The sequence below is a fragment of the Actinosynnema sp. CA-299493 genome (assembly GCF_050946825.1).
In the GTDB taxonomy this organism is placed as follows: domain Bacteria; phylum Actinomycetota; class Actinomycetes; order Mycobacteriales; family Pseudonocardiaceae; genus Actinosynnema.
On record NZ_CP191993.1, the window covers coordinates 6,311,024 to 6,337,992 of the forward strand.

Annotated in this window: 17 protein-coding genes, 1 pseudogene and 1 other annotated feature; of the genes and pseudogenes, 9 read left to right on the forward strand and 9 right to left on the reverse strand. The window is 67.0% G+C overall.

Going from position 1 to position 26,969, the window contains the following annotated elements:
* Positions 1-14: 14 nt before the first annotated feature.
* A complete protein-coding gene (locus ACQPYE_RS26265) occupies positions 15-332 on the reverse strand; it encodes an IS3 family transposase (RefSeq protein WP_498715115.1) in 318 nt (105 codons plus the stop codon).
* Positions 333-415: 83 nt separating this feature from the next.
* Positions 416-544: a sequence feature (AL1L pseudoknot), on the reverse strand.
* Between the two features lie 847 nt (positions 545-1,391).
* Here ACQPYE_RS26265 and ACQPYE_RS26270 point away from each other — a divergent pair.
* A complete protein-coding gene (locus ACQPYE_RS26270) occupies positions 1,392-1,943 on the forward strand; it encodes a hypothetical protein (protein ID WP_498715116.1) in 552 nt (183 codons plus the stop codon).
* 205 nt (positions 1,944-2,148) lie between these two features.
* Here the strand turns inward: ACQPYE_RS26270 and ACQPYE_RS26275 are convergent, their stop codons facing one another.
* The gene (locus tag ACQPYE_RS26275; protein WP_498715117.1) at positions 2,149-2,634 is read right to left on the reverse strand and encodes a peptidoglycan-binding domain-containing protein; all 486 of its coding nucleotides are present in this window, start codon (positions 2,632-2,634) and stop codon (positions 2,149-2,151) included.
* Positions 2,635-3,088: 454 nt separating this feature from the next.
* Between ACQPYE_RS26275 and ACQPYE_RS26280 the strand changes: the two genes are divergently transcribed.
* The 3 genes and pseudogenes from ACQPYE_RS26280 to ACQPYE_RS26290 all read left to right on the forward strand — a co-directional run.
* Positions 3,089-4,549 carry a helix-turn-helix domain-containing protein gene (locus ACQPYE_RS26280; protein WP_498715118.1) on the forward strand — a complete coding sequence of 487 codons (1,461 nt, stop codon included), beginning with the start codon at positions 3,089-3,091 and terminating at the stop codon, positions 4,547-4,549.
* A 114-nt stretch (positions 4,550-4,663) separates the two neighbouring features.
* A complete protein-coding gene (locus tag ACQPYE_RS26285) occupies positions 4,664-5,875 on the forward strand; it encodes an ISAs1 family transposase (protein WP_498715120.1) in 1,212 nt (403 codons plus the stop codon).
* Positions 5,876-5,883: 8 nt separating this feature from the next.
* Positions 5,884-6,030 (forward strand): annotated as a pseudogene (locus tag ACQPYE_RS26290) (IS30 family transposase); the annotation flags it as partial.
* Between the two features lie 365 nt (positions 6,031-6,395).
* On the opposite strand, the gene ACQPYE_RS26295 reads toward ACQPYE_RS26290, so the two are convergent.
* The 3 genes from ACQPYE_RS26295 to ACQPYE_RS26305 form a co-directional block, all read right to left on the reverse strand.
* Positions 6,396-6,923, reverse strand: a complete 528-nt coding sequence (locus ACQPYE_RS26295) for a hypothetical protein (RefSeq protein ID WP_498715121.1) — start codon at positions 6,921-6,923, stop codon at positions 6,396-6,398.
* Positions 6,924-7,060: 137 nt separating this feature from the next.
* A complete protein-coding gene (locus ACQPYE_RS26300) occupies positions 7,061-13,930 on the reverse strand; it encodes an RHS repeat-associated core domain-containing protein (protein WP_498715123.1) in 6,870 nt (2,289 codons plus the stop codon).
* 51 nt (positions 13,931-13,981) lie between these two features.
* A complete protein-coding gene (locus tag ACQPYE_RS26305; protein ID WP_498715124.1) occupies positions 13,982-17,269 on the reverse strand; it encodes a LamG-like jellyroll fold domain-containing protein in 3,288 nt (1,095 codons plus the stop codon).
* A gap of 928 nt (positions 17,270-18,197) precedes the next feature.
* On the opposite strand from ACQPYE_RS26305, the gene ACQPYE_RS26310 reads away from it, so the two are divergent.
* Positions 18,198-18,734, forward strand: a complete 537-nt coding sequence (locus ACQPYE_RS26310) for an integrase core domain-containing protein (protein ID WP_498715125.1) — start codon at positions 18,198-18,200, stop codon at positions 18,732-18,734.
* 57 nt (positions 18,735-18,791) lie between these two features.
* Here ACQPYE_RS26310 and ACQPYE_RS26315 read toward each other — a convergent pair whose 3' ends face one another.
* The 4 genes from ACQPYE_RS26315 to ACQPYE_RS26330 all read right to left on the reverse strand — a co-directional run bounded on the left by ACQPYE_RS26315 (position 18,792) and on the right by ACQPYE_RS26330 (position 21,957).
* Complete coding sequence (locus tag ACQPYE_RS26315) at positions 18,792-19,130, reverse strand: tetratricopeptide repeat protein (RefSeq protein WP_498715126.1); 339 nt, start codon at positions 19,128-19,130, stop codon at positions 18,792-18,794.
* Between the two features lie 6 nt (positions 19,131-19,136).
* Positions 19,137-19,469 (reverse strand): DUF6247 family protein, encoded by a 333-nt coding sequence (locus tag ACQPYE_RS26320; protein ID WP_498715127.1) that lies wholly within the window; start codon positions 19,467-19,469, stop codon positions 19,137-19,139.
* Positions 19,470-19,919: 450 nt separating this feature from the next.
* On the reverse strand, positions 19,920-20,657 hold the full coding sequence (locus ACQPYE_RS26325) for an SDR family NAD(P)-dependent oxidoreductase (protein WP_498715128.1): 738 nt from the start codon (positions 20,655-20,657) through the stop codon (positions 19,920-19,922).
* A 145-nt stretch (positions 20,658-20,802) separates the two neighbouring features.
* Positions 20,803-21,957, reverse strand: a complete 1,155-nt coding sequence (locus ACQPYE_RS26330) for an IS630 family transposase (protein ID WP_498715129.1) — start codon at positions 21,955-21,957, stop codon at positions 20,803-20,805.
* Between the two features lie 61 nt (positions 21,958-22,018).
* Between ACQPYE_RS26330 and ACQPYE_RS26335 the strand changes: the two genes are divergently transcribed.
* From ACQPYE_RS26335 to ACQPYE_RS26350, 4 genes are all read left to right on the forward strand, one after another.
* A complete protein-coding gene (locus ACQPYE_RS26335; protein WP_498715130.1) occupies positions 22,019-22,366 on the forward strand; it encodes a hypothetical protein in 348 nt (115 codons plus the stop codon).
* A gap of 103 nt (positions 22,367-22,469) precedes the next feature.
* Positions 22,470-22,940, forward strand: a complete 471-nt coding sequence (locus ACQPYE_RS26340; protein ID WP_498715132.1) for a helix-turn-helix domain-containing protein — start codon at positions 22,470-22,472, stop codon at positions 22,938-22,940.
* A complete protein-coding gene (locus tag ACQPYE_RS26345; protein WP_498715133.1) occupies positions 22,829-23,611 on the forward strand; it encodes an IS630 family transposase in 783 nt (260 codons plus the stop codon). The genes ACQPYE_RS26340 and ACQPYE_RS26345 overlap by 112 nt, the downstream gene beginning before the upstream one ends.
* Positions 23,612-23,745: 134 nt before the next feature.
* Complete coding sequence (locus ACQPYE_RS26350) at positions 23,746-26,955, forward strand: P-loop domain-containing protein (RefSeq protein WP_498715134.1); 3,210 nt, start codon at positions 23,746-23,748, stop codon at positions 26,953-26,955.
* Positions 26,956-26,969: the final 14 nt, after the last annotated feature.

Here is a 26,969-nt window from a genome sequence, read left to right on the forward strand (position 1 = left end):
TATAGCTGACACTGTCAATATGACAGTGTCAGCTTCACCTCCCTGTTGGGTAACGCGACGTGGACGGTGCCCGACCGGGTAGGCACGTAGGTGGAATCCGCCACCCACAACGCGTCCGGCCGTCCCGCGGTGAAGTCCCGGTCGACCAGGTCGCGGGCGCGGCGCCCGTCCCTGGCCGGGATCGTGGTGCGGCGGGGACGGCCGCGCATCACACCGCTGAGGCCCAGCTCGCGCATCAACCGCTCGACCGTGCACCGGGCGACCGTGACCCCCTGTGGCGCAACGCGATCCAGATCTTCCGTGCTCCGCAGACCTGGCGGTTCTCCCGCCACACGGACAGGATCTCCTCGCGCGTCTCCTCGTCGCGGACGGTACGCGCTGAGGCGGTACGGGCCTTGGCGGCGTAGTAGGTGGACGGGGCGATCGCCACGCCCGCCCGACGCAGGACACGACAGATCAGCTCGACCCCGAGCCGGTCCCTACGCTCGTCGACATAGGTGATCACCGCCGGGAGGGGCGGTCGAGCTCCGCCGCGAAGAAGGTCGCCGATCGCAGGATCTCGTTGCCACGCTTCAGTTCCGCCATCTCACGGTTGAGGCGCTTGAGTTCCGCGGACTCCTCCGTCGTGGTCCCGGGACCACAACGGGTATTCCTCCCGGTGCTCCTCGACCAGCCGCACCTGTGCCTGCCGATAACTCCATCCATGCAGGTTGAGGCCATGCGTAGCTTGAAGGGCCGAGGTGCTTGTGGGTGCGGCCGCAGGTCCACAGCGCCGGCCGCAGACGCGGCGTGATGACCGATTGTGCTGCTCCGACCGGCCTATTTGAGTGTGACCAACGCGTTCGCGCTGTTACTCCTGTTACCGATGAGCGATCGGGACAAGGACGTGGAAATCCTGGCGCTGCGGCATCAAATAACGATCTTGGAGCGCCAACCGGGTAAGGACCGTCCGCGGTTCTCCCCCGGCGACCGGACGTTCCTCGCGGCACTGCCGCACCGACTTCCGGTCGATGCTCTTCGTCGGCTCCGACTGCCGGTCCGCCCGGAGACGGTGCTGCGGTGGCACCGGGACCTCCTCGCGCGCCGCCGCGCTGCCGGATCCCGCCCCAAGCGGCCCTGCCGACCACGAACCGTCCGCCCGATCCGAATCCTGGTGCTGCGCCTGGCACGAGAACCCCACCCGGGGCTACCGCCGCATCCACGGCGAACTCCTCGTACTCGGCATCAAGAGCGCCGCATCCACGGTATGGCAGATTCTCAAGGACGCCGGAATCGACCGGCACCCGAACGCACCACGACGACCTGGTCAACCTTCCTCCGCTCACAGACCGACGCACTCCTGGCCTGCGACTTCTTCGAGACCACCACCCTGAACGGCACCCCGCCTGCACGTGCTCGCGGCCATCGAACACGCCAGCCGCCGGATCCGCGTCCTGGGCGCCACCACGCACCCCACCGCCTCCTGGGTCACCCAAGCCGCCAGGAACCCCGTCATGGACCTCGAAGACGAAGGCCGACACATGCGCTTCCTGATCCGCGACCGCGACGGAAAGTATCCCGCCCTGTTCGACGACATCCTCGCCGACGCCGGCATTCAGGTCGTCCTCACCGGTGTCCGCATCCCGCGCATGAACGCGATCATGGAACGCCGGCTCCGCAGCTGCCGCCGCGAACCACTCGACCGCACCCCCCATCCGGAACCAACAGCACCTGCTCCACGCCCTGCACGAGTACGAGCAGTCCTGCAACAACCACCGCCCCCCACCAAGGCATCGCCAACGCCAGACCGCTACAACCGCTGCCACCAGCCGTCACTGATCAAGCAGCCGTCACCCGACTCGACATCCGCCAACGGCAACGACTGGGCGGCATCCTCAACGAGTACTATCACGCCACCTGACCTGCACGGACGATATTTTCGGCAAGCACAACCTTGTCGTTGAAAGTGGACGGCTTACCTGAACTCGCTGAGATCACGTCAGTGTCCGCGCGGGCCTGCGGTTGCCGGGAAGCGGTGCGGAATCAGCGGATCGTCTGGTTGCGCTTCGTGCCTATGCGAAAGCGCTACGACGGCGGTCCTAGACCGATGAGACCTGTGCTCGGGAGAGCACGGGAACGGTCCAAAACCGCCGTCGTCACCTGGTGGGATCAGCAGTTGCCGCTGCAGGCGTTGGCGAATCTTCCGAACGCCGCCTTGGTGCCGTCGCCGGCGACCCCGTCGATGGCACCGGTGTAACCCCAGTGGGCGCGCAGCAGGCGTTGCAGCGCCGACACCGTGCCGGAGCCCACGATGCCGTCGATCGCGCCGGTGTAGCCCCAGTGCGTCCGGAGGTTGCGCTGGAACGCCTTCCAGCTGTTGGTGCCCAGCTCGCCGTCGATCCCACCCGTGTAGCCCCAGTAGTCCTGCAACCAGCACTGGACGTACTTGGCCTGTGTGGTGCTCAGCCCGAGGTTGACCACCGCCAGCGGGATGACGTTGTCAGCGGCCACCGCGTGCTCCGTCGTGGCCGGCGCGTGAGCACTTCCCGCGGCCGGCGCGCCCGCTGCCGTCAGGCCGCCCGCCACCACCGGGTCCGCGTGCGCCACTATCGACGTGATCGCGGTCGAGCCGATCATCACCGCTGTTGCTGCCACTACCTTCATCCACGTTCTCATGTCGATCAACTCCGATGATTCGTCGTCAGGTGAACTGCGGTCATTGACCGCGCGGTCGATCCGGTCGACAACTCCGATTGCCGCAAGAGCTCGAAAACGCATACGTGCCTGGCGCACGGCCGTTATAAAGGCCGTCGGCAAACCGGGCGTGTGATGGGGGGATGACTGGTGCGATGGAATGTTCGAGCCAGGACCGGCAGAGGCGCACGAGATTCCGGCACCCTTCTCCTGTTCCTGCAACCTCTCCGTCCCCGACGTCCTGCCGCCGATCTCCTGGCGACCCGGAGCACGACGTGTCCACGGTCGCGCGTTGCGTCGGCGACTCCCAGGGCTTTCACCGGCACTTCGCCGGCACCTGGCCGGCCGGTGCGATCACGCCCGCAGTCGGGACGCGGGGAACAGCACCTCCGCCCTGACCCGAGCGGAGGCCCCCGTGTTCGCTGACCTCGTGCGCGAGCACCGACGGCGGATGTCGTTGACCCAGGAGGACCTGGCCGCCAAGTCCGGTCTGGGCCTGCGGACCATCGGAAAGATCGAGAACGGTCGGATCACCACGCCGAGAACGACCACGGTGCGCCTGCTCGGCACCGCCTTCGGCCTCGTCGGCGGAGACCTCGACCGCTTCCTCCGGACCGCTTCGGCGGTCGGCGACCCGCCACCGCCACCGCCACCGCCACCGCCGACCGTGCCCGCTCAACTACCCGCGGACGTCTACGGGTTCACCGGTCGCGACCACGAGCTCGCCCGGCTCGACGCCCTCCTGCGTGCAGCCGACGACCAGACCACCGCCGCGGTCGTCGGCGTCGTGTCCGGCACCGCCGGAGTCGGCAAGACCGCCCTGGCGGTGCACTGGGCCCACCGCGTCCGCGAGTGGTTCCCCGACGGCCAGCTGTACGTCGACCTGCGCGGCTTTGACTCCACCGGCACCGCCGTGCACCCCGCCGACGTCCTGCGCGGATTCCTCGACGCCCTCGACGTCCCGGCCGAGCGCGTCCCGCCCGACCTCGACCGCCGCGCCGCGCTGTACCGCGGCCTGCTGGACGGCAAGCGGATGCTGGTCCTGCTCGACAACGCCCGCGACACGGCCCACGTCCGCCCGCTGCTGTCCGCGACACCCGGTTGCCTGACCCTCGTCACCAGTCGCAATCACCTCACGGGCCTCATCGCCGGTGTCGGCGCCCACCCGCTGACGGTCGACGTGCTCTCGCCCGCCGCGGCCCGCGACCTGCTGACGGCCCGGCTCGGGCCCGACCGGACGGCGGCCGAACCCGACGCGGTCAACCGGATCGTCACCGCCACCGCCCGGCTGCCCCTCGCCCTCGCCGTCGTCGCCGCCCGCGCCGGCACCCGCAGCCACCTCCCGCTGGCCGCTCTCGCGACCGAGCTCACCGGCGCCCGCCTCGACGCCCTCGGCGACACCGACGACCCGACCACCGATGTCCGGGCGGTGTTCTCGTGGTCCTACCGAACCCTGAGCGAGGCGGCGGCACGGCTGTTCCGGCTCCTCGGCAGGCATGCCGTGTCCGACATCAGCGCGCCCGCGGCCGCCCGCCTCGCCGACCGCCCGCTGGCACGGGTGCAACCGGTGCTGGCCGAACTCGCCCGCGGCCACCTCGTCGAGGAGCGCACTCCCGGCCACTTCACCCTGCACGACCTCCTGCGCGCCTACGCCGGCGAACAGGCCCGCCAGCTCGACACCGACGACCGGCGGGCCGCCACGCGGGGCACGGTGGCGCCCCATCCGCACAACGGCGCACCCCTGGGACCGGGGCAGGTGTGCCGCCCGAAAGGCCATCGTTGCTGCTCAAGCGACATATGCGCACTCGTTGACGCGGCTGTCGAGGTCAGGGGTGCGGTGCCAGGGCGATTGCGTAGTCAGACAGCAAGGCCCTGAGCTGAGAGTTTGGGGAGTGAAGGGCCTTCGTGGAGGCGATGGCGGCGGGTGAGACCGCATCGGTGATCATGGAGTTGCGACGCTTCACGACTCCGAGGAAGACCCCACCCGCCGATGACATCATCTCTCATCACCGCACTGACCGTCACGACACCCTCCGCCGACGGCTCACCGGCGCCTGTCACCGATGGTGAGCACGGTGATCTGCTGGACGCCCTGGCGAAGGTCCCGGACCCGCGTGACCCGCGCGGAATCCGATACCCACTGTCGGCACTGCTCACGGTCGCGGTCTGCGCGGTCCTGGCCGGGGCGTCGTCATTCGCGGCCATCACCGACTGGCTGCAGGATCTCGACCATCACGCCCGCGATCGGCTCGGTTTCGATCGCATCCCCTCCGCCACAACGATGTGGAGGTTGCCGACCCGCCTCGACGCCGATCTGTTGGCCACCGTCCTCGCCGGTTGGCTCACCACCCGCGCCCGGCGATCACCACCGGTTCGACAACGCCGACACCGCCACGTCATCGCCGTGGACGGCAAGACCCTGCGCGGCGCCCGCCTCGACGACGGCCGCCAGGTCCACCTGCTCTCCGCGCTGGACACCGACACCGGCATCGTCCTGGCCCAGGTCACCGTGGACGCGAAATCGAACGAGATTCCCGCGTTCACACCGCTTCTCGACGCCGTCCACAAGGTCGTGGGCACTCTGGAGGGCGTGGTGTTCGTCGCCGACGCACTGCACACCCAAACCGACCACGCCCGGCAGACCGCCGCCCCCGGAGCCCACCTGATGACCGCGGTCAAAGGCAACCAACCGACGCTGCTCACCCAACTCACATCCCTGCCCTGGCCCAAAATCCCCGTCGGGGACCGCACCCGAAACCGTGGTCACGGACGCCGCGAGACCCGCACCGTCAAAGCCGTCACCCCGCACATCCCCGGGGGCATCGCGTTCCCGCACGCCGAGCAGGCCGTCCGAATCACCCACAGCCGCACCACCGGCGCGAAGACCACTCGCGAAACGGTCTACTTCACCGTGTCCCTGCCCGCCGGCGACGCCCTGCCGGCCGATCTGCAGGACTGGACCCGCCGCGAATGGCTCATCGAGAACCAGGTCCACCACGTCCGCGACGTGACGTTCCGTGAAGACTCCCACCAGGCCCGGACCGGCACCGGGCCCGCCGTCATCGCGACCCTGCGCAACACCGCGATCGGCTGGCACCGCACCAACGGCGACACCAACATCGCCCGCGCCCTCCGACGCGCCAACCGCCGATCACACGACCTCATCACCGCCGTGACCAGCAGCTACCCCACAACGCAATGACCCTGCTGCCCAAGGGCGTCGAGATCACCAGCGACCCACACTACCTGGCCGCCATCGCCGCCGAGATCAACGACCGACCCCGTAAGATCCACGACTGGCGCAAACCCAGCGAGGTATTCACCGGACTGCTCGAACTGGATGCTTCCACCGCCTGAACTCGCCCCCACGTCATGCTGTTGAGGGCCTTGGCCCGCTCGAACAGGTTCTCCACGTTGAAGGTCGCAAGCCGGACGGCCATGTCGACGTCCTCGATTCACAGCGGCGGTGACGCGGTGCGTCACCGCTGGGCAAGGCCAACGCACCACGGTGTCCTGCACATCCAGTCGCCGACAACGCCAGCGGGGTTACACCATATCCATCCGAACGAGCGAACATCCGCAATCCGAAGTTCACTGCCTCCACCGAGCAGGAATGTAGACAACTGGTGCCACCACGAGGACAGGAGCACAGCGGGTCGGCGGTGGCGAGGGCACGGTGGACGGCGCCGTGAGCGGCGGGTGAGCCGCGCCATCGTCCACCATCAGATGAGGTTCGGAATATTCCCAAGTTTGTGGTAGTCGACCTGCTGGTCGACCACCCTCGCCAATTCATCGACTTGCCGGGCACGGTCCGAGATTCCATCCAACCACGCCCTCCCGCTCACCCAATCCAGCGGAAGCCGAGCACTTGGCCAAACCTCGACAAGGGAAGCAGCCACAGCAATTCCTTCATCGACCAGCTCCTCTTCTGCGCAGACTGCCGCCACCAGGATACTTTGCTCGACTTCATGGACTGCTGGCGGATGACCACCGTCATGCCGGTTCTTCGCATACTCGTGGAGCGCACGAACCACATCCACAATCCCAGGCGGTTCGTCCAGCGACAGACCGGACTGTCGACGCATGCCCTCAGCTGCTACCTGAAACTCTTCCGCATGCCGCGAGAATGTGATCTGCTTCTGGACACCCGAATGATCATTCATCAACCTCTGACTTAGAGTAAGGGAGATGACGGGGAAAGGCACTGCGAGTACATGGATGTGCGCCGTCGGAAAGTAAGCGTCACCCACGGTGTTGCGATCGAGGGCTATCCCTTGAATCACAGGCCCCAGTCGCCTCAACAACCGCAGAGGGCGCCACACCTCGAACTGATCGAAAGTTCGACCCCAGTCAGATGTAACCTTCCGGGGCGTAACTACTGGAGTCTTCATGGATTAATCTCCACGGTCAACGTTGCACCGGGCACGTGCAAAGCATTCTTGTCCGCCTGCCATTTCGGAATCCCTCCGCCCGGCTTCGCTACGAACTTGTAGTCGTAGACGATACCAGCCGCCGAGTCGTACACATCGGGGCGCGCACTACCAGCAGTACCCCGCGACACCGGAAGACCATTCAAATAACTTTGCTCGGTCACCAACCCGCGATTTCCGTAGACACCTTGATAGCGCTGCAAAAGCCTATCCGCGTAGGCATGCTTCCGAGTACCTGCTACCGAGCCACTTCCCCCGATTCGACGCTCCGCCCGCGTCGCGATCGCTTGGATCAGATCCTCGTTCGACGGACCCGTTGATCCATTGCATGAGCACGGGTTGCCATTGGATGCCACTCCCCCACCGCAGTTGTGCACCAGAGCCGACAGGCCGCCAGTCACTACGTAGTAGGTGTGGACACCGTCGATCGTCAGGTCGTAGACCGGCTCGTAATGGGTATAGCCCTTGGAATCGACGACCTGCGGCGAGCTACCGTCGGCCGAAGTAAGGCGCTGGCCGGGTTTGAGGTCGCCGATGTTGACGAATCGGCCTTCGGCGTCGACCCAGACGGGGTGCCAGGAGGTGGCGTCCACGCTGCCGGTGGTGCCGTCCGTGTTGGTGACGGTGAGGCGGGTCATGTCGCCTTCGTCATCGTGGACGATGGTGGCGACGACATTGCGGTCGGTGGTGTGGCCGGTGGTGGGGTCGGTGGCTTTGACCTTGTCGCCGAGCTCGATGTCGGAGATCGGTTTGGTCGAGCCGTCGGCCATCAGGACCAGGGTCGTGGCGACGAAGCTGTGCAGGGCACAGCTCCCGCCGCTCTTGGAGGTCAGCTTCTGGAACTGTTCGGTGGCGGAGCGGGTGACGTTGTCGGCGATGGTCTGGACTCGGCGCAGGACACCCTTGGCCTTGTCGATGATGCCGCCGAGGCGGTTGACGGCCTTGACGGCGTTGTAGCCCGCTTCGAGGATCTTGCCGACCTTGCCCCACGGCACCAGACCGGCGACCAGGCCGCCGCAGGCCCAGATGTCGCCCTTGGAGAAGCAGTCGACGATGTCGTTCCAGCCCGAGATCTCCTTCAGGACCTCCCAGGCGACCTCCTTGATCACGTCCCACTTCGTCTTGTGCGCGTCCGCGAGCGCCCGCTGGTAGTCCTCCCAGCTGATGCCCTCGGAGGCCAACCCTTGCTTGAGCGCCTCCTGGTTGTTCTTGTTCGTCTGCTGCCACGCCCGCTCACGGCCTTGGAAGACCCGCTTCTCTTCTTCCCAGTTGGGTCCTTGGATGCTCTTTTCCTTGCCGCCGCACAGCACGCCGTCGGGGCCGCAGTTGTTGACGATCAGGCCGGTCGGGTCGCTGAAGGTGACCGGGCTGTTGTTGGCGTAGGCGTAACCGTTGAGCTGCTGCGGGTCGTTGTTGTCGATCACCGGGTCGGCGGTGAGGAACCTTCCCGAGGACTGGTCGTAGAGACGGGCACCCACCTGGGTCAGACCCGACTCGTCGTTACGACCACCGACGAAACCCAAACGGTCCGGCCACGCCGGGGGTGCGGCGCCGCGGGTGGCGCCGTAGGGGGTTTGGCGGCGTTGGGTGGCGGTCAGGGCCGTGTCGTTGGCGATGGAGAGTTGGTTGGTGCCCTGGTGATCCGGGACCAGCCACTTCAGGCCGGTGACGCTGTTGCGCACCGCCACGATCTGCCCGCCGTGGCTGTACCACCGGGTCCACGACGGGGTGGTGGTGCCTTTCTCCAGGCGGATTTCCTGACCGAACACGTGCAGCGTGGTGGCCGAGGGCTCACGACTGATCAGGCGTTGGCCGTCTGCGTCGTAGAGGTAGGTCGACTCGGTCTCGTCGGGCATGCCGTCGCGGTTGACGATGCGGGAGACCCGGCCCTCGGCGTCGTACTCCAGGGTTTGGGTGTCACCTCCGACGACGCGGCTGGTGGTGCGGCCCGTGGCGTCGTAGGCGAAGGTGTCCTCCGCCTGACCGTTCGGGCCCGCGGTGAGGACCGACCGGGCGGTGTGCGGCTGAGGATCGCCAAGGTCCGGGTAGCCGGTGGTGCGGGTGGTGTCACCGGCGGCCGAGTGCTGGGTCTCGGTGCGACGGTTGCCGGTCTTGTCGAACTCCCAGGAGTGCCAGTACGGCGCCGCCCCACCGAGAGCCGTGGTCGATTTCGTGACGCCGCAGTCACCGCTGGACGGGGTCCAGGCCTCGGTCATCCGACGTAGGTGGTCGTAGCCGAAGCACTGGGTGTCGGCGACACGTCCTTCCGGGGTGTCGGCGACCTTGGTGATGTTGCCAGCCGGGTCGTAGGTGTACGTGCGGTCGGCCAGGCGGTTGCCGGTGGTCGTCTCGCGGCTGGCGATGGTGCGTTCGAGGCGACGGGTGCCGATCTCGTAGGTGTTGGTCACCTCGACGTTCTTCGCCGCGTTCGGGGTCGGGTCGTTGTAGGTGAGCTGGAGGACTTCACCGAAGCTGGAGTAGCCGGTCGCGCCGACATAGACGCCGAGGTTTGAAGCGGTCGACTCCAGCACGCCGTTGGCCGTGTTGTACTTGGCCGTCACCACTTCCTGCGAGTAGATCTGGTGAGTGCCGGAGGTGACGGGGCGGTAGACGGTCGACTTGGGCAGACCGGTGACGTTCTCGTAGGTCTGCCGCAGTTCGTAGGTCGCGCCGAGCACGCCTTCGCTGGCCGGGATGGTCACCAACTGGCCGGTCGGTCGGCCCGCCAGGTCGTAGCCGTAGACGGCTCGCTTGTAGTCCTTCCCGTCCACGTGCCGGGTCGAGGACGTCAGGAGGCCGATACCACCGGGCAGGGTGTCGTACTCCCACGACGCGAGTTTGGTGCCGGCGAGGGAGTCCTTGTGCTTGGCGGTCAGACGCCCGAGCTTGTCGTAGGCGTTGGCGATCGTGCGGCCTTGCGCGTCGGCGGCGGACAGGACCTGGCCCGCGGCGTCGTAGGTGATGGTGCTGTGGCCGGTGTCGGGGTCGTCGGTGGCGACCACCCGGCCACGCAGGTCGTAGGTGTAGCGCCACTGGTTGCCCGCAGGGTCCGTCAGCACGCTGAGCATGCCTGCGGCGTTGTAGGCGTATGTGGTCGTGTCGAACGGGCTGTCGACGCCCGCGGTGTGCTGACGCTTCTCGACCGTGCGGCCTTGGGCGTCGTTGATCAGCGTGGTCGCGGTGCCGCCCTTGGGCGGGGTGTTCTTGACGCGGTCGCCGCCGTAGGAGGTGGTGGTGCGCCACTGCTCGATTCCGAGCTTGCGCTGGATCGCCACGGTCGGGCGGCCCATGCCGTCGTACTCGGTGACGGTCTGGCCTGGGACCTCGTTGTCGTAGATACCGGCCAGGGTGCCGCTGGGCACCTGACTGTTCCACCACACGCCGTTGGTCTTGTAGGGCAGGCCGCGGGAGTCGTAGAAGATGTCGGAGATCTGCCGCCCGCCGGTGGGACCCGGGGAAGGGGCCTGCGACTGGCGCTCGCGCAGCAGCCCGTCGTAGAGCGTGTACGCCGTCAAGTAGCTGTTGTTCTCCTGCAGCTGCTTGGTGACGACGACGCTGGGGCGGTCGGTGTTGTACTGGTACTCGAACACCGCGTTGGCGTTGCGCCCCTCGGCCTTGCTCCACCCCGGCGTCCACGCGGCGGTCAGGCGTCCGAGTGGGTCGTAGGTCAGGTCGGCTCGGCGGTTGTTGGCGTCCACCGACGCGGTCGAGAGGCCCCACGCGGGGTCGAGGTATTCCCTGCTGACGGGGCCGAGCGGGTTGGTGCTGGAGATCTCGGTCAGCGGTCCGGTGTCGGGGGTGTAGTCGGTGGTGGTCTTCTCACCACGCGCGTCCCACACCTCCAGCGGACGGCCGACGACGTCGTAGGTCGCGCGTGACGCGGTCACCCACGTCTGCCCCGCGGCATCCCACTTGTCCAGCACCTCGGCCTTGGTGATCAGGCCGCGGGTGGGTGCGACGCCGTGCGCCTGGCCGTCGTAGTACGAGCGGACCAGTGACTGGATCGTGGTCGGCGACGCGGTCACCGCGCACGCCCCCACGACGGTCTCCACCTGCGAAGCCAACGTGAGCAGCCAGGCGGTCTCGTTGCGGGCGAACGTCGAACGGGTGCAGGTCTCGTCACCGGCCACCGCGGTGTCACCGAGGTCTTCGGTGCGCGTGGCCACGCCCTCGGGCGTGAAGTCGGCCTTGTCCACACGGGTACGTCGCCACGTGCCGCCCTCCAGCAACGTCCGCCCGCGCACCGAGGCGATACCGGTCACGTACGCCTTGTTCCCCGCCTCATCCGTCGCGGTCGCGGTCTCGGGCAGGTACGGGTCGTTGACCGACGCGGACACCAGCTGCCCGGCGTTGAACTGGCGGGTCTCGCGGACAAACCCCCGCAGCCGCTTCACGTCACGGATCGACACGTTCTCCGCGTCGGTGATCCACTCCTCGCGCGTGCCGGACGGGAGCTTGTCCCCGTCCATACCCCGCCCGTAGACGACCTCGCTGACCGATTGCGTGCCGGCCGGGTCACCCTTGGTGGTGCGCACGGTGCCGTACCCACGCCACTGCGACCACGTGCGCCGCTCGGGCTCGGCGAACTCGGCCTCGTCGAAGTGCCAGGCCGGATTGCCCACGTAGGTGTAGTTGGTCTTGACCAGGCTCGATGCGCCGGTGCGGTCGTCGTCGACAACGGTGTTGACCACGTACTTGTGGAACCAGTGCAGCTCGGGCGCGTACCCGCCGTCCGGCGTCCACCACGACGGGTAGCAGCGCATCGCGTTCGACTCAGGCGCAGTCGGCATCGTTGTGCCCGCCACGCAGTGCTTGTCGCTGTACTCGACCTGGGTGTGGCTGCCCGCTTCACCGGTGATCCCCACGATCCGGTACCGGGTGATCGGCGGCCGGTTGTCGCCGCCGGTGTCGACCCGGTTGGGCAACGCCTTGTGCGCGAACACCGTCGCCGGCAGCTGCACGCTGCCCCCGACCAGACCGGTGTGCCTGACCGACTTCAGGTTCATCGCCGGCGCGAGACCGTCACCGGTGCCGAGGAACTCGTGCTCCAACGCCCACGAGTCCACGTCGCGGAACCCGGTGCCGCCGTCCGAGACCCGGGTGACGACCTTGGTGAGCTTCTTGCGCGTGAAGAACGACGGGGTCAGGCGATGCGTGCACTGCTCCCCCGCGTTGCAGATCTGGTCGAACGGCACGTCCGGCCAGTTCGCCGCCGTGGAGGTGTTGAGCTGCGACGGGTCGCACGTCACCGCACCGCCGGGCGTGCAGCGCTCGGCGGTCTCGAAGTTGACCCTCGCTCCGGGGTGCGCGAACACGTTGTCACTGCGCAATCCGTACTCGACCCGGTCCAGCCAGCCGCCGCGCACGTACTCGGTGCCCTTGGCGGCGTCGGCGTTGCGGCCGTAGCGGTTGAACTCCCGGTTGTAGTAGTACGTGGTGACGTTGCCGTGCGGGTCGACCGAGTAGTCCAGGTTCCACCGGTACGCCTGCTGACACCACGACGCGTCGAACGACCCCGGCTGGTGGCAGTCCTCACCGGCGTGGTTGCCGTACACCGGCGTCGTCCACGCCGACTGCGTCTCCGGCTTGCCGGCCGTCCAGCCGGGCAGGCGGTTGAGGCCCAGAAAGTACTGGGTGCCGTCCGGCGTGGTGACCTTCCAGTGCTCACCGTTGTCGTCACCGTTGGCCGCACCCGTCAGCCGCTCGATCCGCGCGCCGTCGTCCGACTCGGCCCGCCACAGACCCGACGTCTGGTCCTTGATCAGCTTGCCGGACACGCCCACCAGGCTGATCGTGGCGTTGTCCGTGGCCCAGCACTGGTCGCCGGTCTTCGTCTGACCGTTGTTGCCGCCCAGGTCCAGGCCACAGGGCTTGTACTGCCGCTCGATGAACCCCGCCGGCACCAGGTCCCACCCGTCACCGGCCCACGACGCCTGGTTGTTCGTCGAGGACGTCCGGCCGTCCAAACTCTGCGACGAGTACCCCAACGACACCTTCGGCGCCGTACCACCGACCGCAGGCGGCACCCGCATCGGATAGCCGTAGGTGAAATCACCCGACGCACCACCCGCGGTCCACGAACCCGCCGGAGCCAACGACGTCGCGCCATAACTGCCCGCCGGGCTCGCCGTGGCGGCGACCGCCGCGAACACCACCGGCTCCGACTCCACCGTCACCGGAGCCGACAACACCGACGCGGCCGTGTCGTTTGCCGCGCCCTCCACGGGCGTCGCGACCTGGCACTCCGCCTTCTCCGGCGCGGATACCGCACACGACGGCACCCTCGCCAGGCGCAGCCGGGAGGCGTAGTCGCCGCCGAACGCCGACTTGAACGACGAGTAGTCGAACGTCACGTCCAACGGCTTGCCCCGCACACCACCGGCATCCGACACGCTGAACAGCACCGCGTCGGACTTCCGCTCGTGCACCTGGACGCGGACCTTGCCCGACTTCGCCTGCCGCGCCCCGGCTTGGTCCTTCAAGCCCACCGCGACCGGCGTCCCCGCTGCCCGCACCGGACGCCCGGTCGCACGTGCCGCCGCCTGCGCGGGCGTACCACCCGACGCCGCGAAGTCCACCTCACCGGCCGCAGCCTTGGGCCACACCGCACTCGCCACCGGAGCCGACACCACAACGGCGCTCGCGGGATCCGCAGGCAGCGGCTCGACCTCGACGGGATGAGTCGCGACGGACTTCTCGCGCTGAAGATCGGTGACGTTCCATGTCGTCGGCCCGACCGGTGCTGCGACGGCCTGACCGGTCGACGCGGTCAACACCACCACCACACCGAACGCGACGGCCTTCCGGGCCCAGACACGTGGGGACACGCTCACAACACGGCCTTTCATCCTGCGAGTGGGATCGATCGGTGTGGTCACTCAGAAGTGGAACGTCGCGTCGTACAGAGCCTCGACCTCACGGGTCGGCACGACCCCGGAGCTGACTCGGACGTCGTCCAGGTCACCCAACCACGGTGCGGCGCGGACGCCCGCTGTGGTCGCGCGACCCAGCCAGAGGTTCGACGTAGTCGGACGCCCGACGACCCCGCTGCCGTCGGGTGTTGTGCCCGCGTAGTGCTCTTGCGGATTCCTGTCCACGTCCAGGGTGATCCGCCCCGTCACCGCGTCGTACCTGCCGACGAGGAAGACCCAGCTGTCCGGCATCGACGCCGTGTCCGACAACGCGCTCCACGTGCGCCCTCCGGAACCCGAGATCGTGAACTCCCACAGCGAGCCGTTGTATCCCAACGTGAACGGTGAGTTCTGGCTGTCGTGGCCGCTCACCGCCACCCGACGCGTGCCGGGCGCACCGGAGAGCTTGGCCCACGCGCTGACGGTGAACGAGCGGTCGGTGCGCAGGTTCACCGGGCGCGGAGCCTGGACCTGGCCCGTGCCGGCCGAGGTGAGGTTGAGCCACTTGTCCTCGCTCGCCGCCGACGCGACCGGTTGACCGCCCCACGCGTACCCACCGGTGAGCGCCGCGTTCTGGCCCGAGACCTGGTCCACGGTGGTGGCGCCGGATCGCTCGTCGAGCGCGTACCGGGCGCGCGGCACCGCGAGGTTGGCTTGATCCGCGACCTCGTCCGAGCCCAGCACCCGGTCCCAGACCAGGGTGTGGTCGACAGAGCCGGGGAAGTGGTTGACGCGGGTGCCGTCCCACTTCGCCGCGCCGACCACGAACGCGCCGTTCGCCCCCCAGGTCTCCACCGTGGCGGTGGCCTGGTACTTGCCGTCGACGTACAGCTTCATGGCGTCTTGGTCGGGGTCGTAGGTGCCGGCCAGGTGGGTCCACACACCGGTCACCGGCGGGCTGGTCGACGCCGCCCTCGCGAAGAAGGAGGTCTTCGAGTCCGCGTACGGCGCGGCCATGGTCCAACCGTTGAGGTCCTCGCTGTAGCCCAGGAAGAACGAGCTCGCGCTGCCGCCGTCCTGGCTGACCGCGGTGAAGTAGCCGTCCGTGCGGTCCAGCTTCGCCCACGTCGACACCGAGAACGCGCGCGAGGTGTCCACGACCGGGCCGGACGACACCGCAGTGCCGCTGGCGAAAGACAGGCCGTTGTTTGCGTAGCCCACGGTGAACGAGCCGCCCGTCACCGTCAACGGCTTATTGCCCGCGCTGTCCTCCGCGACCGTGCCGCTCACCTCGTCGAAGTGCCACCCCGCCGTGAGATCGTCCGGTTCCGCGACGTCGAAGACGTAGACCGCATTGGTCGCAGACCGGTTGCCGGCACGGTCGAAGGCCGTCACGTACAACACGTTCGTCCCGGCCTTCGTCGGGGTGACCGGTGCCGTCACGGTGCCGCCGGCCGACTGCACGGTGACCGAGTGGGTGATGGCGGTGTCGTCGTTGAGCGACCAGCCGTAACGACGGACGTCCATCGTGTTGTTCAGCCCGGTCAAGGCGCCGACGTCGAAGGTGAAGGTGCCCGTCCGGCCGACGCTGCCGTGCGGACCCCCGGTAGCCGGGTAGTCGGTCGAGGAGACGACAGGCGTGCCCGGTGCCCTGCTGTCCACCTCGAACTCGCAGTCGACGTAGCCCGTGAACAGGCCGTGGTCACTGCCCCACACCCGCCACGTGTACAGGTCGTCGCGCGTGATCCGGTTCGGCGGAATGGCCACCTCCGCGTACGAACCGGCGGGAATCCCGTTCACGTAGATGTTGGTGCCGGTGTCGACCGAGACCGGTGCGATGCCGTCGAACACCCGGAACATCGCGTCCATGATGCCGCCGTCCGGGTCGTTCATCCGCGCCCGCAACCGCGGCGTGCGCGTGAACACCGCGGGCCGGCCCGTACCCATGACGCACGGAATCGCGTCCGACGGGTTCGGCCCCCACCCCTCCATGCCCAACGCCGTCGGCATGTACGGCCAGCTGTTGTACGCCACCTCCAGGTACGGGTTCAGGTCGAACCGCCGCCACGAGTTGTCCAGGTCGCCCTCGTATCTGGCCTGCAACAGGAACGTCGTCCAACCCCAGCCCTCGTTCACCGCCTGCCGCACCGCCGCCGTGGCCTCGAACTCCGCCTGACCGGCGTTCGGGCAGTACGCCGCGTTGTTCGCGACATTGGTCTCCGACAGCCGGTAGAACCAGCCCGGCTGGTTGGCCCACGTCGTGTTCCCGTCCACGTACGGACTCACGTACAACTCCGTCGGAGACGGCGAGCAGCTGAACGTGTGGACCACCCGCGTCTGCAACGTCGCCCTGATGATGTGCTTGCCGAGGATCGGGGCCGTGTGCATCTGCAGGTACGACCGCGACCGACCCGCGCGTTCGGCGTTCAAGGACGCCGCGTTGAGGTATCCGGCCTTCAGATCGCCGAACACACCACTGGTCTTGTCGAAGTTGCGCGCGTCGGGCCACGGGTCCTGCACCACCACGTGGTGCACCTTCCCGCAGTTGCCGCAGTAGTACTCCGGGTCGATCACCACCGGGTATGTCGTGCCGGGATCGGCCAGGAACTCCTGGTCCGGCACCACCGCCACCGTGTCCGCGCCGACCTCGACACCCATCTCCGCCCTGCGGTCCCCCTCCGCCGGCCCCTCGGTGTGGTTGTCCCCGTCACCACCGGAGGAATCCCACATCGACGAAGCGGCACCGGAGAACACCGGCGTCCCCGACTCGTCCCTGACCATGAGGTCGCCACCCGGTCCCGGGCCGTCGTACACCCGCACGCCCTCGGCGTGCGTGCGGAACGCGATCCGCTCCAACTCGGCGCTCGCCCCCGCCTGCGCCGTCTTCACCACCAGGACCTCGCTGAACCCGCCGATCGTCACCTCGACCTTCAGGTCCACTCCCGGCAACACCTCCGGGTAGGTCAACGACGCCCCGTCCACCACCGCGGGCGGCAGATCACTCCCCCAACCGAGCCCGACCTCGTCCTCACCCCGCACCACCCGGGCCACCGCGTCATCCGCCGACCCCGGACCACCGGGCGAGAACACCACGTCCACCGGGGCCGCCTTCGGCCCGAACGAACCATCCGCGCGGCGCTCCAACTCCAGGTCCACCGGCACCCAACCGTCACCACGCCGCACCCGCACCGGCTGAACGTGCTGCCTGAACGTGAACGACCCGTCCGGGTTCGCCGTCAGCTCATCGGTCTCCGTGGTCGCCGACTCCACCACCACCGGCTCACCACGCGCCTCCGCGAACCGCGACGCCGTCAACTCATCCGTAGCCGAACCAGGAACCTCCGCCACCGCCGACGGCGCCGTCAACACACCCCCGAAGACAGCGACCGCCACCCCGGCACCGAAAACGCGCAGGCCGAACCCACGCGCACGAACGCGCGACCACACGAAGAGCCCCCCGAACCGTATGACCCACGCGGCGTTGTGCTGAGTCCCCCGACCCGACGAGGAATCATCACCTTTCCACCAACCACGCCACAGCGACCGAACGGCCCAATGATCACCGGCCAACCCGTGATCAGCGCCTCACCCGAACGGTCGCGCCCACCAGCGACAATCGTCACTGCGCGTGCTGTTGCCGTCCTATGTCGCTTGAAAGTCATCGTCGCTGGTAGGTCGAGGGCTTCACCGTCTTGAGAGTATGTCCGGGTGATCGTGTCCCCTGCTGTACAAGGTCACCCGGAAGCTGCTGTCCGTGCTGTCCGTGCCGTCGATGCTTCTGCGCAGCGAGATGGTGAAGGACGCCGAACTGCTCGTGCTGCGGCACGAGAACGCGGTCCTGCGCCGGCAGCTTGCAGGTCCGGTCCGCTACGAGTCCGCCGATCGGCTCTGGTTCGCCGCCCTCGCCGGGCTGGTTGATCGTCGGCGGTGGCGGGAGGTCTTCCCGGTCATGCCGGCACCCTGCTCGCCTGGCACCGCAGACTCGTGGCCCGCAAGTGGGATCACTCCGCGCGTCGACACACCGGACGCCCACCGACACGAACCGCCACCAAGTCGCTCGTGCTGCGCCTCGCCAAGAACAACCCCCGCTGAGGCCACCGCCGGATACAGGGCGAACTGGCCCTGTGCCTGCCGACAACCTCATCCATGCAGGTAGAAGATGCACGAAGCCCAAGACCACCAAGCGCTCGCGGCACGGTTGCCATCCGCTGCGACGTCGCCCAGCACGGCGTGATGAGCGGCTGTGCTGCTCCGACTGGCCTACCTCGGTGTAACCAACGCCTTGGCGTTGCTGCGCCTGCTGCCTGTGAGCGACCGGGACAAGGACATAGAGATCCTGGCGCTACGGCATCAGATCATGGTCCTGGAACGCCAGCTGGGTAACGTCCGTCCGCGGTTCTCCCCCGGCGACCGGGCGTTCCTCCCGGCCATGCTGCACCGACTCCCCGCCGCCACGCAGCCAGATCCCGACCCAAACGGCCCGGCAGACCACGAAAGCTGCCGACGGGAACTGCTCGACCGAACGTTGATCTGGAACCAGCAGCACCTGCTCCACGCGCTGCACGAGTACGAGCGGTTCTACAACACCCACCGGCCCCACCAAGGCGTCGACAACGCCCGACCACTACAACCACTGCCACAGCCAGTCACCGATCAGGCGACCCTCACCCGTCTCGACATCCGCCGACGGCAACGACTGGGCGGCATCCTCAACGAGTCCACCACGCCCCTGACCTGCACAGCCGTTATTTCGGCAAGCACAGGGTCGCACAAATGGTGATTCATCGGACGTCATTATTCCGATTCTGGTTCGGACGGCTGGCGAGCAGCAGCCGAGCTACTGACTGGCAGGCAACCGCGCGAGTGCTTCCGCCACGGTGCTCCCATCGGCAGACCCCGATGCGCGGTACAACTCCAGTGCGGCGATCCACCGGCGCCTCGCTTCGTCGAGATCACCGGCCGACGCGGCGAGCACACCGAGTTCTTGAAGTGCGCGTGCCTCCTCGTGCTTGCTGCCGCAAGACCTCGCGTGCAGAGCAGCCTGACGGAACGCGATCTCCGCCAGGAGGTGGTCACCTGCGCGGTGCCGGATCCGACCGAGCCTGCTGAACCCTTCAGCCGCATCCAGTCGAGGGTGTACACCATGATCGTCGTCGTCGACCGCCGCCTGGACCACTGGCGACTACAGACCCAACTCCGCCCGCAACTCGTCCCACGACACACTGCCCGGCCGGGAGGCACCCGCACGACGGACCTCGACGGTGGTGTCCACCAGCCGACGGGCCGCCTCCCGGTTTTCGCGGGTCAGTAGCGCGACCCGCCGCCACACCTGCAGGGTCGACCTCAACTGGTCCAGACATAGAGTCCGCCGGGCCGCGCTCAACGCAGCATCGAAAGCCGCATCGAACTCGCTGGCATGCTCCGGCAGCAACGCGGCACGGATCAACTCAGGCGAGCCGAACAGTGCGGCCGCCCTGCCATCACCCGCCCCACTCGGGCACCGACTCCAGACCATCCACGTCCGCCGCCCGGCCGACAGGCCGGTCAGGATCGGACGAACGGGCAGCCGGAGAGCTCACACAACGGATAGTAGACCCAACCGCCGACACCGAACGTCAGAACACCACCGCAACCCAGATGCCGTACACCGAGGGCCCTCGCAGGCGAACACGCCAACCTCGGTGCCGGTGCGCCGGACCGCTGTGCACAGCAAGTCGTCCTCCAGGCCGCACACTCAACTGAGGCGCGACGTCGATCGCCGCCAGGCGCGGCTTGCGCTTGCCGTCCGACAACAGGCCACGTAGGTACAGGCTCGCCCCCGGCCTGCTGGTCACGCCGGGTGAACCGGCCGAACATGCCCGCGGCGAAGTCCCCGATCACCAGGCGAACCAACGCCATCTCCTCCGGCCTCACCGCAATGGAAGATCACATCACCGCCACACCCATCACTCGACCTGACGAAGTCCTACTTGACGATGGTGTACCCGCCGTCGGCCAACAGGAGCGCACCCGTGACGTAGCTGGACCGCGGCGAGGCGAGGAAGAGGATCACCTCGGCGATTTCCCTCGGCTCGCTCATGCGCCGCAGTGCCGTGGTGGTGGCGGCGTTGTCGTGGACCGCGTCCCCGAACAGGTTCATCACGGTCTCGGTCGTTACCCCACCAGGCACGACGGAGTTGACCCGCACACCGCTCATGCCGAACTCGACGGCCCAGTTGCGGGTCAGGGACTCCAGGGCGGCTTTCGTCGCGCCGTAGGCGGCGGCGTTGTAGACCGGTGACACGGCGGCCACAGTCGAGACGTTCACGATCGCACCTGCGCCCTTGGCGACCATGGAGGGCGCCAGCGCCGCGGTGAGGTGGAACGGCGCGAGGACGTTGACCGCGAGTAACTCCTCGAAGCCCTCGCGGGTCTGGTCGGCGGTCGACGCGAACGGGTAGATGCCCGCGTTGTTCACCAGCACGTCCACCTGGCCCGCTGCCGAGGCGAGCTCCCGCACGCCCTCCGCATTGGACAGGTCAGCTCGGACGAACCGCGCCGTCCCGCCGTCCGCCTCGATCTCGGCGACGACGTCCGCGCCGCGAGCGGCGTCCCGGCCGTGGACGATCACGCTCGCGCCCTCGCGGGCGAACAACTTCGCGGTCTCGTGACCGATCCCGGCGGTAGCGCCGGTGACGAGCGCGACCTGGTTGCGCAGTTCCACGGGTGTGCTCCTCGCAGTTCGGTAAAAGGCGAAGAACGTATGCCGCACCGAGCCCCGTTCGCAAGCCCGGGCGGCGGATCAGTGCGGCGACCGACCTGACACTGTCGAACAAACCTAGTGGTTACGCCCGTTAGTTCGTCGGGGGTTATGCCACCAGTGGCAGGGGTGCGTGGTGGTCGTGACGGCCGAGTCGGATCAGTAACCGGTTCAGGTCGTCGCGCGTGAAGGTCCAGTCGAAGGGTCGGGCGGTCTGGTTGTAGTGGTCCTGGAAAGACAGAAGTCGATCGGTCACGTCGTCGAGGTCGAGAAAGTCGTCGGGTGCGAGTGCTTTGCGTTGGACGACTGAGAAGTAGATCTCTACTTGGTTGAGCCAGGAGGCGTGCACTGGCAGGTGCACCATGTAGGCATTGGGCCAAGCCTTGGCCATGCGGTCCGCGGCGGCCCAGTTCTTGTGGGAGGCACCTTGGTCCACTACCCAGAACACCCGTCGGGCCGAGGCGTAGGGCTCGGTGGTCATGACCTGTTCGACGAGCCGGGAGAACGGGGCGATGCCGGTAGTGGGTTCGCAGCGCCCGAACACCCGAGCGTGATGCACGTCGTAGGCGGCGAAGTAGGCCAGAGTTCCCCGGCGGGCGTACTCGTGCTCCACCCGCATCGCCCGGCCGGGCCCGGCCGGCAGGCTGGGATGGACACGAAAACGCGCCTGGACACCCGGCTTCTCGTCCGCGCTGATCACGAAATCGTTGTCGCCCAAGGGCTCGTCCTCCCAACGCCGGTCGTACAGGTCGAGCACTCTGGCGGCCTTGACCGCGAAGTACGGGTCGCGAGGGAAGATCCATGACCGGTGCTGCCAGGGTTTGATCGCGTCCGTGGCCAACCAGCGACGCACGGTCGAGGCCGACACCCGCTCGCACACGCCGCGACCAACGGCCTCACGGGCCAGTTCCGGACAGCTCCACCGGGTCAGCGCGGCACCGGCCCGGGCGGGCGGCTCACAGGCCAGCGCCTTGACCTCGGCCACCACCGCGGCGGGAAACACCCGTGGCCGTCCGCTGCGCGGCCGGTCGACCAGACCTGGCAGGCCATCGCGGCAGAACCGCTTGCGCCACTTACGGACGGTGTCGTCGGTAGTGGCCAGCCGCCGCGCGATCACCGCGTTCGGATCACCATCGGCGGCGGCCAGCACGATCCGTGCCCTCAGCACCTGACGATGCTCGGCACAGCCCCGCCGCGCGCGGGCTTCCAGCGCCCGCCGATCGGCCTCGCCGAGAACGACCGCATACGGGCTAAACGGCCCCACACGACACCCCACAAGGAAGATCGACTATGGAGGTGTGACGGTATCGGGCACCATGAACGACATGGCTGCCCCGCCCGAATCGACCAAGACCTCCCTGCGCCAGCGTCTGCAGGCACGAGCGCGGGAACGCTGGCCCCAGCTGGGTGACATCACCGTCCGCCACCGCGGCACGTTCGCCTACGTCACCGGCCACCTTCCCGACGGCACGGCCATGCCGCTGTTCCGGCTGCGCTACCACGGATCCGCCACCACCTGGGGCTTCGCCGTCTACCGCGCCAGCCACGACGACTACGAAGACTCGTACCTGCCCAGCGGTTCCCCCTCAGGCACCCCGCAAGAAGCACTCGACTGCGCCTGCGGGCTCTACCTCACCGACTACACCGCCTGGCTACAACCCCCGACGAACTAACGGGCGCGACCACTAGTAGCGTGTCGCTGCTTAGTTATGGTGCTTGCGGCTGAGATGCTGTCGTCCGGCAGGACCTTCTCCCTGCCGGATAAGGACTGTTGAGATGGTGTCCCAGTTGAAGCGGCCGGTCAGGTTGTCGGCACGGGATCGTGAAGCGTTGATCCGGCTGACCACTACCGGTGTGCATCCGGCGTCGTCGATCAGGCGGGCCCAGGTGCTGCTGGAGCTGGATGTCTCGGTGGGCGAGCCGGATCCGAAGGAGGTGATCGCGGCCCGGCTCGGGGTGTCGGGCGAGATGCTGCGACTGGTCGCCAGGCGGTTCGCCGAGACCGGCGGCGATGCGCTGGCCACGGTGTCGCGGAAGAAACGGGATCTTCCGCCGGTGCCATCCCCCGTGACCGGAGAGGTCGAGGCCCGACTGATCGCCCTGGCGTGCTCGCAGCCGCCGGCCGGACACGCCCGATGGTCGTTGCGGTTGCTGGAGAAACACGTCGAACTCACCGAGGACATCCCGAACCTGGACCATTCCACCATCGGCCGGGTCTTAAAAAAACGGAACTGCGCCCTCATCTGAGGAAGTGCTGGAACATCCCGCCGCGGGCCAACGCGGAGTTCGCCGCCCGCATGGAGGACGTGCTCGCCGTCTACGCCCGGCCGCACGACCCCGCCCGTCCGGTCGTGTGCATGGACGAGAAACCCTTCCAGCTCCTCGGCCACGTCCGCGAACCGCTGCCGGCACGACCAGGCCGAGACGCCCGCGAGGACAGCGAGTACGTCCGGTGCGGCACCTGCTCGATCTTCGTGTTCACCGAGCCCCTGCGAGGGTGGCGCCGTGTCCACGCCCTCGAACGGCGAACCAAGATCGACTGGGCCGGCCAGGTCAAGGAACTCCTGACCGTGGACTATCCCGACGCCGAGACCGTGGTGCTGGTCATGGACAACCTCAACACCCACGGCATCGCCTCGCTCTACGAGGCCTTCGAACCCGGCGAGGCCTTCGCCCTCGCCCAGCGCCTGGAGATCCACCACACACCCAAGCACGGCTCCTGGCTCAACATCGCCGAGATCGAACTGTCCGCACTGTCACGGCAATGCCTCGACCGCCGCATCGGCGACCTCGACACCCTCAACACCGAACTCGCCGCCTGGCAACACGCCATCAACACCGAACAACGCCAAGTCCGCTGGCAGTTCACCACCGACGACGCACGCGTCAAACTCCGCCACCTCTACCCCAAGAATTAGTAGCGACAATCTACTAGATACAGCTGAACGAGCGTTGACCCACGCGCTGTCAAAGATCAGGTCGTGGTGCGGTCGGATCGGAGCTCACCCGTACGTCTCTGTCACGGGTCGGGTGACGGCGGGATGATCCGTGGGTGGGGTGGATCAACGAGGTATCCGGCCGGGTCGATGGTCCCGTGGTGCAGGTCGGTGTGCTGGTGGGCGACGTCCGTGTGGATGCGGCGCGATCGATACGTTCTGCCTACTTAGCGCAGGTCCAAGCACTCGCACCGAACAGCATCGAAGGCAGGAACGACGAGTTGAACGCTTTGGCTGCGTTCTGCTCCTCGGAGTCGACCGCTGAGAACTACCTGTGGTGGCAGGCCGAGGCATGGTCGGGCAAGTCCGCATTGTTGTCGTGGTTCGTGTTGCACCCACCTGCGGGCGTACATGTGGTGTCGTTCTTCATCACCTCCCGGCTGCCGGGCCAGAACGACCGCCGCGGCTTTGTGGACAACGTGCTGGACCAACTGCACGACCTCGCCCAACGTCCTCCCCGCATCGATCTCACCGACGCCACCCGCGAGCCATACCTGCGGCGACTGCTCGTAGACGTGGCGCGACAGGTTCGCGACCAGGGCGAACACCTCGTGTTGGTGGTCGACGGACTCGATGAGGACCGCGGCGTGGACGGGTCGCCCGACGCTCACAGCATCGCCGCGCTGCTCCCCCACCACGGGGTGCGAGTGATAGTCGCTGGGCGACCGGATCCCACCCTGCCCGACGACGTGTCGATGGACCATCCGCTGCGCATCTCTGCGCGTGTCGAACAATTGTCCCCATCACCGGAGGCCAGCGCCGTGCGCGATGTGATGATCAGGGATCTGAAACTACTGCTGCACGGCAGTCAGGTACAGCAAGACCTCCTCGGCTTCGTAACTGCCGCGGGTGGCGGGCTGTCCGTACGAGACCTGGCCGAACTGACGGGCGCATCCCCGTGGCAGGTGGAAGACCACCTACGCACCACCGCTGGACGCAGCTTCACGCGCCGACCTGGCGACCCGCCGATATACCTCCTGGCACACGAACAGCTGACTACCTTGGCGTCGGAGATGTTAGGCCCCCGGTTGCATGCGTATCACGAGCAGCTCGACGCGTGGGCGATCACATATCGCGCCCGTGGCTGGCCACCCGATACACCGCGGTACCTTTTACAGGGGTACACCGCGATGTTGGCCGCGACTGGCGACAGACAACGTCTCCTCGACCATGTGATCGACCCTCGCCGACACGAGGCCGCGTACACAGTGTTCGGCCACCACCAAATCTCCATAAGCGAGATTGAGATCGCACAGGCGACGTTTCTCGATGATGACGAGTCAGACCTCGTCGTCTTGGCCCGGCTCGCCGTGCACCGGACCAACCTTCAGCGGAGCGGAGGTTGGGTCCCTGTGTTATTGCCGCAGTTCTGGGCCATGTTAGGACGAGTCGAGCACGCCCAGGCGCTGCTGCCATTGATCGTCGACCCCGTTGCTCGTACCCGCGCGCTGATGGGTACTTCGTTGGAGCTGCACTTTGCGGGCCACCCGGACCAGGCGGCTCGGATGCTCGATACGGCCGAGCAGTTGACATCGACGTTCAACCAGTATTGGGGCACGTGGTTGCATCGAGAGCTAGTCGATGCGGCCGTGCGAATCGGCGACCACGAAAGAGCACGGCGGGTAATCGACGGTATCCAAAGCGCCGTTGGTAAAGCTGATGCTTGTGCCTCGGCAGCTCGTGCATCTTTGGCAAGCTTCGATCGTGAACGCGCCGTGCAGTGGCACCTCGAAGCCGAGGAAACATTCGAGTCGCGACCTCCACGTGACAAACTTTTCGGTAGAATTGATACGAAAGAGGATGCTAGCGTTTTCGCTAGGATGGCAGCCGCGGCAGCGGCTCTGGGGCATCAACGAAAGGCGGCGAAACTCGTCGCTACTGCCATCGATCCGAAGTCGACCTACGAACTGCGGTCGCGGGGAGATGTCGGCGAGATAGTGAGGATTTTGGTGCGAGGCGGTTTTGTCGATGCGGCTCTGACGGTCGCTGAGGCTCGAACCGAAATCGAGGATCGCGAAGACGCGCTGCTATGCATCGTGCAGGCGATGTCGAATAACGGCGATCTCGACGAGGCAGAAGCGCTTGCCCGAACCGCAGAGTCGGCGCAACACCGATGCGCGCGACTCGCGGCTGTCGCAGTCGCCGCTGGCAGGGACGGTGAGCCTGTGAGGGCCGATCGCCTTCGGGTTGACGCCGAAGCAATACTCGAAGGCTTCGGTGCGGACGATTCTCGGCGTTTCGCGGTTGTCGCGACTGCGGTGGCCGCTGCGGACACTGGGCATTACGACCGGGCTGAAGAGAGAGTCTCCGCGCATTTGCTTCCCGGCGGCGACTTCGACGGAGTGCTGTCAGTGGCCGCCGCGTTTCTGCGCCGTGGGGAATCCAAACGAGCCGAGCGACTCATCGAAGCGACCGAGCAGGCCGCCCGCTCAATACCTTCGGATACAGATGAACACAAAATGCTGAAATGGGTCGATGTCATGATTGACTTCGGAGATGTGGATCGCGCGGAGCCGATAGTGCGTTCGCTTCAAAACGTTGAAATCCGTGCGGCGGCCTGGCAGCGGCTCACTGAAGCGATTGCAGCGACTGGTGACGTCCGTCGATTCGAAGCAGCCTTGAATCAGATAATGCGACCGTCGCGTCAACGACGACCACGTATGGAAATGATCCGAGTACTGCTTGCTCGTGGTGACAAACGAGAAGCTGTCAGGCTTGCCAGGGCGGCTAGTTCCACAGTCCAGTGTGCAACGGCGCTCGACTTCATAGCGAGGTTCACATATGACAAGAAAATGCTTGACGAGGTAATCGATCTGGCGGACTATGTAGCGCATCCAGAAGAGCGGGCGGTTATACTTCGTTCCGCACTCCGTACCGCAGCCGACATGGGCGATCGAACCTTAGCGGGCCACCTGCTGAAAAGAGTGCACGCCATTCAAGATGAATTGTCCGAAAAAGTGCGTCAAGTTGGTGGTTACACGCGTAACGTGGTGCTCCCGAAACGGATAAAAACTCTCACTGAGCTCGCCGAAAAAGTGGATTCGCGCCATGATATCGAGGCGATGGATAGAGAAGCGCCGGCAGTACGCTTCGGGGCGCCACCATTGTGGGCAGGTTCGTCCCCTCCGTCGTTTCGGACACAACTCGCGAGAGCGCTCGCAATCGGCAGTTGGATCGATGTCGTCGACCGAATCGTAGAAGAGGACAGCAGCGTTTATGCTGCTATTGTCTCTGAGTTGGAAAGGCTTCAGCCTGATAGCATCTGACGTGTTGTCCGCAG

Excerpts from the sequence above, each read along its gene's own strand:
- ACQPYE_RS26285 (WP_498715120.1), top strand. The coding sequence starts at position 4,664 with ATGACATCATCTCTCATCACCGCACTGACCGTCACGACACCCTCCGCC.
- ACQPYE_RS26320 (WP_498715127.1), bottom strand. The coding sequence starts at position 19,469 with ATGGTCTGGAGTCGGTGCCCGAGTGGGGCGGGTGATGGCAGGGCGGCC.
- ACQPYE_RS26335 (WP_498715130.1), top strand. The coding sequence starts at position 22,019 with ATGGCTGCCCCGCCCGAATCGACCAAGACCTCCCTGCGCCAGCGTCTG.
- ACQPYE_RS26340 (WP_498715132.1), top strand. The coding sequence starts at position 22,470 with ATGGTGTCCCAGTTGAAGCGGCCGGTCAGGTTGTCGGCACGGGATCGT.
- ACQPYE_RS26345 (WP_498715133.1), top strand. The coding sequence starts at position 22,829 with ATGGTCGTTGCGGTTGCTGGAGAAACACGTCGAACTCACCGAGGACAT.